Here is a 10,423-nt window from a genome sequence, read left to right as displayed (position 1 = left end):
AAATGTAAGGGAAATTATTTTCAACCCAATAATCAATTGCTTCAATTAAAACAAGCCTTTCCATTAATTCCACCTGCTCAGGAAACAAACTCATCGCTTTCCTTCGTGTATGGAGAAATACTTAAAAAATATCGCAAGCTTAAAAGCCATAAATGAGTCCATAGTGGTTAGTGGAGTCAATTTTTGCTCTTTTAAGGAGGAGAGAATACCTTTTAAATTTGGAGCGTTGGTTTGAAATGCAAAAAAGTGGAGAAGTCACCCAAATAGGTTTTTGTTGGGAAAATAGACCCCCATTGGGGGATTATTTAATTTTTTACCTAAAACGAGAGATGAGGTATAGAAATTAGAAATAGATATGTCAGTAATAAAGGTGGAGGAGCCTACGGAAGGTAGTTTTTAAATTAATGGCCAATATTTTCGAGTAAAAGAAAAAACTGAAAAATTATAGGGAGCTTATTCAGTATTTAGAGGAGGTTGCACACACTGGTAATTTCTTGGAACAGAAGAATTAACCTGGGAGAAGGTGAGAACTATTTTAGAGTTTTTGAATGTAAAGAAGAACGGAGGCGAATATCCCTTTAAGGCACTGTATAAAAAAGCGTTATCAGAGTTTAGAGATAGTCTTCAAGAGATTGGAGGACGCACATACCCTGGGGGAACTGCTAAAAAATATCGGTTGTCGGATTAATAAAGCGTTTAAAAAAACGTATGAAAACGACAAAAAGTTAGATCATCAACTTTTGAGTTCGTTGGGAGAAGGTTTGGGAAAAGGGCCTATTTTAGTTTTTCAGCAAGGTTAGGTTCAAAAGACACACTCTCATGTTGCAATAACCATCGTTTAATTTCTAAAAGCTTTCCCTTTGTAGCCCCGCTATAACCCCCTAAATGCGTTGTTGCGATCACACGATGGCAGGGAATGATGATGGGGATAGGATTTTTACGGCAAGCATTGCCGGTGGGCCGAGCTTGTGTGTCTAGTTGTTCAGCTAATTGAGCGTAAGTCCGCGTAGTACCCACTGGGATTGTTCGTAAGGCGTTTAATACCGTTTTTTGGAAAGGGGTGAGGTCAAGCCTTATGGGAATTTCGAAGGGAAATTCAGGGTCAGCAAAATAACACAGCAATTGTTCGACTATTTCTTTGGCAAGGATGGTTTTTGGTTTTGTGAGGAGGCTGTCATCATAAAGATAATCAATACCGAGCAAATGATCGTCCGACGTGCGAACGCCAATTTTTCCTATCGGGGTTGAAACTGTGGCTTGATAACAAATAGCATTCGACATACCAATTAAATTTTTTCTTTAATTTTCGCTTTGCGGCCGCGCAGATTGCGCAAATAATAAAGCTTGGCCCGGCGAACATCCCCGCGGCGATTGACTTTAATCGAGGTGATAAGTGGGCTGTAAAGTTGGAAAACACGCTCTACGCCTTCGCCGTGAGAGACCTTGCGAACTGTAAAGGATGAGTTTAAACTCCGATGACGGAGAGCAATCACAACGCCTTCAAAGGCTTGCAGCCGTTCACGGTTGCCTTCTTTTACTTTCACTTGCACGGTTACGGTATCACCTGCGCGAAAGTGAGGGATTTCTTTACCCTGAGTTTCTTGTGTTTCAAATAGCTGGATGATTTTATTCATGATGACTCCTCAAAAAATTCGTCAAGTAACCGCTGCTCATTTTCAGATAGGGAACGTCTTTTTATCAGATCTTGACGCCTTTGCCAAGTCCTAACAAGTGATTGTTTGAGTCGCCACCGTGAAATCGCTTCGTGATCGCCGTTGAGTAAAATAGAAGGGACCTGACGGCCAGCGATTTTTCTAGGACGAGTGTAATGAGGATAGTCTAAAAATCCGGCAGTAAATGAGTCTTGGGAGGCAGAATCTTTATGACCCAGTACCCCGGGAAGAAGGCGAGTCATGGCATCGATCAAGACCATAGCCGGTAGTTCTCCTCCACTGAGGATATAATCGCCAATAGACCATTCTTCATCGACTTCAGCTTCAATCAAACGCTCGTCGATTCCTTCGTAACGACCGGCGAGTATAATTAATGGGCTCGCGTGCATTTTTTCCTTTACGATTTGTTGCGTTAAAAGTTTCCCTTGAGGCGTGAGGTGAATCACCTTGGAATTTTCACCCAATTGTGCTTTTGCTGCTTTTAAAGCGAGAGCCAACGGTTCAAATTTCATGACCATGCCCGGGCCGCCGCCATAAGGGCGATCATCCGCGGTCCGGCGTGGATCGGTGGTGTAGTCGCGGGGGTTCCAAAAGGAAAGGGTTAGTCGATCTTGTTTAAGCGCACGCCCAATCACCCCCGATTTAAGGGCATCAAACATTTGAGGAAAAAGGGTAATAACGCCGATAATGAGTTTCATACTAGAAGTCCGCGTCCCACTCGACGACAATGATTTTTTTCTCTAAGTGGATTGACTGAATGGTGTATGAAGTATAAGGAATTAGGCGTTCTCGTTCTTTGCTTTTTACGACAAGAACATCGTTGGAGCCTGTTTCAATCAGCGAACCCACCATCCCGAGTTCGATTCCATTGGTATTCACGACCACTAATCCGATTAAGTCCGTCCAGTAATAATCTCCTTCTTTTAGCGCTCTGAGAACGCCGCGCTCGATGGCAATTAGATCGTTAGTATAGTGTTTAGCAGTTTCGGAGTCATCAATGCTTTCTAATTTTACTACTAAGAAAGGTTCGTGCAATTTACCGGCTTGGAGTTTTAGAGGTTGCCACTCATTATTGTGCTGGATTTGCCAAATTGGATAGTTCAGTAAGTTGTCAATTGGATGGGTAAAAGAAACGACTTTTATCCAACCGTGCAGTCCGTAAGGACGGGCTAAGCGGCCGATGATGACTTTGTCGTTTGGTTTCAAGTAACTACCTGAGTTGCAATGGATTGCCTTATTTTTGGCATCCCGCCGCTTGTCAGCGGTGGGATTGACAGAGGCATTTTATTCTTCTTTCCCTTCTGCAGCTTAAGATTCAGCAGGTGGTGCTTCTTTAGTTTCTTCTGCTTTTGGCTCTTCAGTCGCTACCGCTTTCTTTTGAGCTTTCGCTGCTTGTTCTGCTTGGAGACGTTTGAATTCGCCTTTGCGCATTCCGGCTTTTTGAGCTTCTTCAGGAGACTTTTTTATTTTCTTGATCAGATGTTTTACACGCAAGGATGTTTGAGCGCCTTGGTTGAGCCAATGGCTAATACGCTCTTTTTCGAGTTGCAATCGGATATCCTGGCCCCGCGCCATTGGATTATAGTAGCCCACACGCTCGATGAATCGACCATCACGCGGCTTTCGTCTATCAGCGACTACGATGTGATAAAATGGATTCTTTTTATTGCCCCTGCGGGCAAGACGAATGACTACCATGTGAGTACCTGTATTGATTAAAGTGGGGTATTTTATGCGAAATTGGTGAGGACATGCAAGGACTAGTCTGGTCCAATGCAAATGAGTCTGAAAACGGAATAAAAAGGCCATTTGGTCAAGGTCGTTCAAACTGTAGGAGTTATGATCTACATGAACGGCAAGGTATTGATAGCCCGAGCTCTATCCAATCATTCTGGTGGGTACGCAACTCTAAATGAAGTTTTTTTAATGAGGATTTATCATGCAAATTGCTGTAGCTGGTACTCACTTTATAGATAAAAGTACTCTGATTGAAGATTTCATTAAAAAAACATCCCGATTACAAAGCTGAGATTGAACTAATATTACAAGTTACAAGATGAGATGATGGCATTATCGTTAGAACCTAGTCTTGATAACTTGCTAGAGCAGCTTGATTATAGTATTGCATAACTGAATAAACATGCAGATGAACCTAATATTATTTTTGATAGATGCCCGATCGATTTTATCTCTTATGCTATGTGCATAGCAAATCAAGAATCTATTGATATGATGACAGTGAAGTTTCTGAAAGATTTCCTAATGTAAAAGCTGCATTAAATAATTTAGATTTAATTGTATTTTTACCTATTACAAAAGAAAATTTAATAGAATACACTGAGGAAATTCCGTTTATCGTAAAGCAGCAGATAAATTCTTAAAGAGAGATATATAGTGACGATATATGCGATCTGTTTTCCAGGTGAGGTCATCCAAGAATTATTGAAATCTGTGGTGATAGAATTACAAGAATAAAAATTAGTAAAGTTATCTAAGACTAAACAGCCTAAAATTATATGTATTCACTAGCATGGACTCATAGCAAAATAAAGGAAATATTTCCTAACATTTTCTTTGTTAGAGGTATAAATATAACAAATCATGATGATACAGAACTTCAGAATAGCAGAAATATGATTATCATTCGTGATAACGGCAAACTTTCATCTATAAATACTGTTGGGCTGAATGATAAAGGGCTAGCTTTCCTTGATGCCCTAGGAGAAGTCAATAATGTGATTAGAATTGGAGCTTTTCATGGTAAAGATGATGCTTTTTACCTTGATCGTTATCATGCAAAATTGTGGGCATTAAAAGAAATGAGTTATGAGAATAATCGAAATTGCTCAATATTTATTTTTGAAACCTCAAAATATCCAGAAGGAATATTAGACATTGCTCAAAAATGGAATTTTGATCACATGTGACAGTATAAAAACTGGCTGGCTCCAGACACGTTTTTAGCACTGAGACTGCAACATTGTATCAAGAACAACTTTTTAGCTGCAAGCATATAATGTTTGGAAACAAAGATGTAAGTTAGTTCTTTAGATTTTGATCGGTTTAAGACATTAAAATTTCGCCATCTTCTTGGCGCATATGACGAACCTTTATTGAATAATGATTATGAGCTGCTAAAATTTAAATGTATTATAAAAGAATATGGAATTTAAGTTGAACCAACCTACGTATTTGGCTATTTGTGATTAGTATAATTACTGTACAATGATTTTTCGATATAATCTTGCAATGGACTAATCTGCAACAGCTATTGCGGAAACATAATTGAGAAAGGACTTAAAGAAGAGGGTACATAGGAAATACTGGACTAGTGCCGAAACCGCAATTATTTCTTTTTTCTTCTTCCAGAGAAAATACGCCTTGTTCCTAAAAGTAATCGACGATAGGTTGAAAGTTGCTGGCGGCCGCAGTGGCCAGAGCAATGCCGCATTCGGCCTTCTCTAAAGCAATATGGGGATCTCTAGCGTGTTCTTCAATTAATATTTTACAATTATTTCCTGATTTACAGGCGGTATATAGAAGGTTAGTCAATAGGTTTGGATCGCCTACGCCCGCTGTCCTACCTTAGGTAATAAAAATCTGCTATCTCTATGTGACCGCGCTCACAAGCGAAACGGAGTGCTTGATGCCTCCCTCTTGAGTCAACTACGAGAGCGTGCTCAATTAAAAGTTCCACAATATCTGGATAACCTTTCTAGGAAGCGATTTTGAGTGGTGTTTTATCTTCATATTTTTGACTCGGATCAATGTCCGTCTTTTTCAATATCCTTGCCATCTCATCATAGCTTCATCATTAATTTCATGCTGTCTCATTTCTTTCTCTAATTAAATTTCATGCTAGATTCTATTGAAAATCTTCAAAAACCACAAGATTAGAACTTCATTTTTCTTATTTGATCGATTGAGTTATGCTAACGCAATGATTCGCAAGGAGGTCTAATAAATGCGGCGGTTATTCTTCGTTTTATTTCTTTATCTTGTTTTTATGTCGCTTTAGCTGCGTCAGCTTTTTAGCTCATTGCGTTAGGCGTTCATGGTGGGTGGTGATAGTTATTTGGCAGCCCTATTTGGAAGCGATCAATATGTGTCATTAGATGCAGGGACTTTATTAATGGCGTCGAAAAGGCGATTGCGCAGGGCTCCTTTGCTCGTCTTTCCGTAGAAACGAAGGTAAATTTGCGAAAGCCATTGTTGAAAATCATATTCCTATTTATCTCATTTCTCATGCTCATTTCGATCATATCATGGGCTTTGTGATTGCAGCACCGAAAAGAAAAACAGCTCTTATTAGCTTGCGCGGAAACAATGCATGTGCTGTTGAGAAATGTGTTCAATTGGCAGGTTTGGTTTAATTCGGGAAATATTAGAGAAAACGCGGTTGGGATTTCAGCGTTTTGAAGTGCTGCCTTTACGACGATGGGTTTCCCTTCCTCACAGCACCAAACTTGAAGTGAAAGCATTTCCATTAAATCATGGAAACGGCTATCCGTCTACCGCTTTTTTATTGAAGCATAAAAAGATTATTTTCTCTTTTTGGTGATACTGGAGCGGATTCTATTGAACATGACGATAAAATTCAGCAAATATGGCGAGAAATCGCGCCGCTTGTCCGTCGGCATCAATTACATACTATTTTATTAGAATGTTCCTATATGAATGCGCAGCCGAACAATCAATTACTTGGTCATTTGAAACCGGAATTGTTTTTAATGAAATTACACAAGCTGGCTGTGCAAGTGAGCTCACATTCTTTAAATGCATTAAAGGGACTTGTCGTTTTTGTTACTCATATAAAGCTGACTTTAACGATGTCGGATGACCAAGTAGCTAAAATTATTTTTCAGGAATTGCAAAAAGGGAATAACCTTGGCATGCGGTTTATTTTACCTTGGCAAGGGGAGAGATATGTGTTTTAACATTATCTTGCGCGCGAGTGAGGAGGAATTATTTATCTCGCCATTCGGGGGGCAATTGGTTTAATAGATCGTCTGGAATTTTTCCTTGCATCTGTTTAAATCTTTTCATCATTTTGTCACCTTTTATGTGCTTCATTATTTTTTGCATTTGGACGAACTGTTTTAGAAGCTTGTTGACGTCTTGCAATGCAGTGCCTGAGCCTTTGGAAATGCGGCGTTTGCGGGAACCGTTGATTAAAGCAGGTAATCGGCGTTCCTTAAGCGTCATTGATTGAATGATGGCTTGCATCCTCACTAATAATTTATCATCCAAGAAAGCTGAAGCGCCTTTTGGAAACTGGCCCATGCTGGGTAATTTGCCAAGGAGAGATTGCATGCCACCTATTTTTTTCATTTGCTGTAATTGAGTGAGGAAATCATCAAAATCAAAGCGTTTGCCTTTTTGCAATTTCTTAGCGATTTTGCCTGCTTGTTTTTGATCGACTTTGCGTTGGGCCTCTTCAACCAGGCTGACGATATCGCCCATACCTAAAATGCGAGAAGCCATTCGGTTGGGATGGAAAGGTTCAAGTGCGTCAATTTTCTCACCGACGCCGACAAATTTAATCGGCTTTTGGGTGATCATGCGCATGGATAACGCCGCACCACCGCGCGTATCACCGTCTAATTTAGTTAAAATCACGCCCGTGAGAGGAAGTTTGTCGTTGAATGACTTCGCGACATTGGCCGCGTCTTGGCCTATCATACTGTCAACCACTAATAGTATTTCAGTAGGGGTGATGGCATCGCTAATGCTTTTCATTTCCTCCATCAACACATTATCGATATGTAAGCGGCCCGCCGTATCTAAAATTAAAACATCCATAAATTGCTTTTCAGCTTGCTTTAGAGCAGCTTTAGCAATTTCGACCGGCTTTTGATCAGCTTGTGTAGGGAAAAAAGTAGCGTTGATTTGCGACGCTAAAGTTTCTAATTGTTGAATAGCAGCCGGACGATAAACGTCGGCGGAAGCGATCATGACAGATTTTTTTTGAATTTCGAGGAGCCAGCGGGCCAACTTAGCGACGGTAGTGGTTTTACCAGACCCTTGAAGGCCGGCCATTATAATAACGACCGGGGGCTGAACATTGAGATTGATTTCTACCAGCTCATCGCCGAGCAAGTGTGTTAATTCATCTTGAACGACTTTTACAAGGGCCTCGCCGGGGCGCACGTTGCCGATGACCTCCTGTCCCAGCGCTTTTTCTCGGACATGCTCGATAAAATCCTTAATGACATGAAGCGCAACATCCGCTTCTATAAGCGTCGAACGAATATCGTGCAGTGTGGATTGGATATTTTCTTCAGTGAGACGCCCCAGTCCACGAAGTTTATTGATACTCGTTGTTAAGCGATTGGTTAGGTTGTTAATCATAGGTGGGAATTATAGCAATATGTTATGCTTAGTTCTATGAATGTCATTACCTTATCGACGGTCAATATTGTCCTATTGTGCTTTATATTAGCGCTCGTGTTCCCGGGTCGACAGGTCCTTGAAGTCGAGCCGAGTTCGTATGCGTTTGTTCATGTTTTATTGTCTATTGTAACCGCGGGCGTTTTGAGTGTGGCCGGGTTGCAAGCTATTTTACTGGCCATTCAAGAGTGGCTGTTGCGTCATCGTCCTCATGGCGTCTTCATTCAAAAATTACCGCCACTGGTATCCATGGAAAAAATAGTTTTTCAAACCATCGCCGTCGGATTTTTATCATTAAACTTTTTATTGGCGTCGAGTATTTATTTTTTTCACAAAGAAATATGGAACATCCTTTTTTATGGCAGAAAGCTATTTTGGTAGTTTCTGCCTGGGTTATTTTCGCCCTACTACTGATGGGCCGTCATTTTTGTGGGTGGCGGGGGAGTAAAGCTATTTACGGCACTTTGTGCGGCGTATTACTATTAATCTTCGTCTATTTCGGCAGTAAATTATTATTGGAAGGCTTCCATTGACGGTAAATGTCGAATATCTCGGTATTTTGCTCGTTTTATTAATCTTTTTATCCGCCTTTTTTTCGGGCTCAGAAACCGGCATGATGGCGCTTAATCGCTATCGGCTACGTCATTTGGCGCGAAAAGGGCACGTGAAAGCCAAGTGCGTGCTTACGCTTTTGAAGCGTCCCGATCGTTTATTGGGCGTCATTTTAATTGGAAATACGTTTGCAAACATATTAGCTTCTGCGGTTGCTACCGTGATTGCTGTCCATTATCTGGGTGATTTAGGGGTTATTATCTCGACGGTCATTTTAACTTTTCTCATTTTAGTATTTGCGGAAACAACCCCAAAAACATTAGCGGCTCTTTATCCGCAACGAGTAGCATTTCCCGCATCCTTGCCTTTGCAAATTCTATTACGCGTTTTTTATCCATTGGTGTGGTTAGTTAATACGATCGCGAATGCTTTTTTACGTATTTTTGGTGTAAAGGTCTCCGTACAAGGAACTGAAGTGGTAAGTGCGGAAGAGTTGCGCAGTATTGTTCGCGAGGTGACAGGGAAGGGTCTTTCTGGTTACCAACAGATGTTGTTACGCGTTTTAAATTTAGGGCAGATGACGGTTGAAGATGTAATTGTGCCGCGCAATCGAATTCACGGCATTGATATTCGGGATGATTGGCATAAGATCGTCGAGGTGTTATTAACCTCGGAACACAATTATTTGCCAATTTATCGAGAAAATATCGATCGGGTCATTGGATTACTAAACTTGCGTCGTGTAATGCAATTGCTATCCCAACAACAATTAACGAAAGAGAAGCTCGTAAAAGTCGCAGACGAAGTTTATTTTATTCCGGAAGTGACTTTGTTGAATCAACAATTACTCAATTTTCTGAAAAAAAATAAGACGGTCGGATTAGTGGTGGATGAATATGGTGATATTGAAGGATTGGTTACGTTGCGTGATATTTTAGAGGAAATCGTTGGTGAATTCGCGGTGGGAATTGATGGAGCAACGAGTTTAATTCAATTGCAAAAAGAGGGGAGTTATTTGATAGACGCGCGTATTAGCATTCGTGACTTAAACCGCATTATGCAGTGGGATTTACCGATAAAAGGGCCGAAAACCTTGAGTGGGTTGATTATAGAAGATTTGGAAAGTATTCCCATCGTTGGGGTTTGCATTCGTTTGTCAGGCTATCCTATGGAAATCGTCAAAGCGAGTAGAAATGCAGTTCGTCTAGTAAAGGTTTGGCCTAAATTTTAGAGGGTGTTTTTCAGATGGATCGAGGAATGACATTCCTCGAATTGTTGATTGCTTTATCTTTAGTTACTTATTTTTATTTCTCTTACAATGCCGGCTTGGCAGATATTTCTAGCCGAAGCGTGATTGGTCGCGTTGATTAATCGTTTGGCGGCTGCTATCCGTTTTGCTCGCAGCGAAGCCATTGAGCGGCATGGTCTTGTGACGTTCTACGGTAACAGTGACGGTAAATATTGTGATGGTCAATGGAGTGAGGGACAAATCATCCTACTGAGTGGGGTAAAAGCGCCTCTTCGTTATTATGGAAAATGCTCTCGTGACTATACTTAAATTTTACCAGTGGTGGGTTTACCGAAGGCCAACAGGGAACATTTTATCTTTACCCGCCACACAATAGAAAGCTCATGACGTGTTCAGTAGTCACTCGGAGTGGTCGTTTCGTCGTTTGCGGCTGGATCATGCTAAGGTATATTCTTTTTATGAAACAAATTTTGAGTCCGTCATTCCCGCGCAACGGAAATCCAGAGGAAAAAATGATTAACGTTGGCCTCTGAATTTCCGCCTACGTGAGGATGCCGAT

At 40.9% G+C, this 10,423-nt stretch carries 10 protein-coding genes and 3 pseudogenes; 7 read left to right on the top strand and 6 right to left on the bottom strand.

The window, feature by feature from the left end:
- Window positions 1-774: 774 nt before the first annotated feature.
- The 5 genes from FIV31_RS03350 to rpsP form a co-directional block, all read right to left on the bottom strand.
- Window positions 775-1,281, bottom strand: coding sequence for a methylated-DNA--[protein]-cysteine S-methyltransferase (locus tag FIV31_RS03350; RefSeq protein WP_280123802.1), 507 nt, complete (start codon window positions 1,279-1,281; stop codon window positions 775-777).
- A gap of 5 nt (window positions 1,282-1,286) precedes the next feature.
- Window positions 1,287-1,634: a 50S ribosomal protein L19 gene (gene rplS / locus FIV31_RS03345; RefSeq protein WP_280123801.1), complete on the bottom strand. Its 348-nt coding sequence runs from the start codon at window positions 1,632-1,634 to the stop codon at window positions 1,287-1,289.
- Window positions 1,631-2,371 carry a tRNA (guanosine(37)-N1)-methyltransferase TrmD gene (gene trmD / locus FIV31_RS03340; protein ID WP_280123800.1) on the bottom strand — a complete coding sequence of 247 codons (741 nt, stop codon included), beginning with the start codon at window positions 2,369-2,371 and terminating at the stop codon, window positions 1,631-1,633. Before trmD ends, rplS begins: the two co-directional genes overlap by 4 nt.
- Window position 2,372: 1 nt before the next feature.
- On the bottom strand, window positions 2,373-2,879 hold the full coding sequence (gene rimM / locus FIV31_RS03335; RefSeq protein ID WP_280123799.1) for a ribosome maturation factor RimM: 507 nt from the start codon (window positions 2,877-2,879) through the stop codon (window positions 2,373-2,375).
- Between the two features lie 102 nt (window positions 2,880-2,981).
- Window positions 2,982-3,371, bottom strand: coding sequence for a 30S ribosomal protein S16 (gene rpsP, locus FIV31_RS03330; RefSeq protein ID WP_280123798.1), 390 nt, complete (start codon window positions 3,369-3,371; stop codon window positions 2,982-2,984).
- Between the two features lie 818 nt (window positions 3,372-4,189).
- Between rpsP and FIV31_RS03325 the strand changes: the two are divergent.
- The 4 genes and pseudogenes from FIV31_RS03325 (at window position 4,190) to FIV31_RS03315 (ending at window position 6,610) form a co-directional block, all read left to right on the top strand.
- A pseudogene (locus FIV31_RS03325) lies at window positions 4,190-4,846 on the top strand (hypothetical protein).
- 1,035 nt (window positions 4,847-5,881) lie between these two features.
- Window positions 5,882-6,046: a hypothetical protein gene (locus FIV31_RS08185; protein WP_341873961.1), complete on the top strand. Its 165-nt coding sequence runs from the start codon at window positions 5,882-5,884 to the stop codon at window positions 6,044-6,046.
- The gene (locus FIV31_RS03320; protein ID WP_280123797.1) at window positions 6,019-6,234 is read left to right on the top strand and encodes a hypothetical protein; all 216 of its coding nucleotides are present in this window, start codon (window positions 6,019-6,021) and stop codon (window positions 6,232-6,234) included. The genes FIV31_RS08185 and FIV31_RS03320 overlap by 28 nt, the downstream gene beginning before the upstream one ends.
- Complete coding sequence (locus FIV31_RS03315) at window positions 6,206-6,610, top strand: hypothetical protein (RefSeq protein WP_341873960.1); 405 nt, start codon at window positions 6,206-6,208, stop codon at window positions 6,608-6,610. Before FIV31_RS03320 ends, FIV31_RS03315 begins: the two co-directional genes overlap by 29 nt.
- 28 nt (window positions 6,611-6,638) lie before the next feature.
- On the opposite strand, the gene ffh is transcribed toward FIV31_RS03315, so the two are convergent.
- Window positions 6,639-8,024 (bottom strand): signal recognition particle protein, encoded by a 1,386-nt coding sequence (gene ffh / locus FIV31_RS03310; protein WP_280123796.1) that lies wholly within the window; start codon window positions 8,022-8,024, stop codon window positions 6,639-6,641.
- Between the two features lie 24 nt (window positions 8,025-8,048).
- Here ffh and FIV31_RS03305 point away from each other — a divergent pair.
- The 3 genes and pseudogenes from FIV31_RS03305 to FIV31_RS03295 all read left to right on the top strand — a co-directional run bounded on the left by FIV31_RS03305 (window position 8,049) and on the right by FIV31_RS03295 (window position 10,384).
- A pseudogene (locus tag FIV31_RS03305) lies at window positions 8,049-8,596 on the top strand (cytochrome C assembly family protein).
- Complete coding sequence (locus FIV31_RS03300) at window positions 8,593-9,846, top strand: HlyC/CorC family transporter (RefSeq protein WP_280123795.1); 1,254 nt, start codon at window positions 8,593-8,595, stop codon at window positions 9,844-9,846. Before FIV31_RS03305 ends, FIV31_RS03300 begins: the two are co-directional and overlap by 4 nt.
- Window positions 9,847-9,860: 14 nt before the next feature.
- Window positions 9,861-10,384 (top strand): annotated as a pseudogene (locus FIV31_RS03295) (GspH/FimT family protein).
- Window positions 10,385-10,423: the final 39 nt, after the last annotated feature.

It is taken from the genome of Coxiella endosymbiont of Ornithodoros amblus, from assembly GCF_019425495.1.
Lineage (GTDB): Bacteria > Pseudomonadota > Gammaproteobacteria > Coxiellales > Coxiellaceae > Coxiella.
The sequence above is the reverse complement of the archived record's forward strand: the minus strand, read 5'-3'. Positions and strand labels throughout refer to the sequence as shown.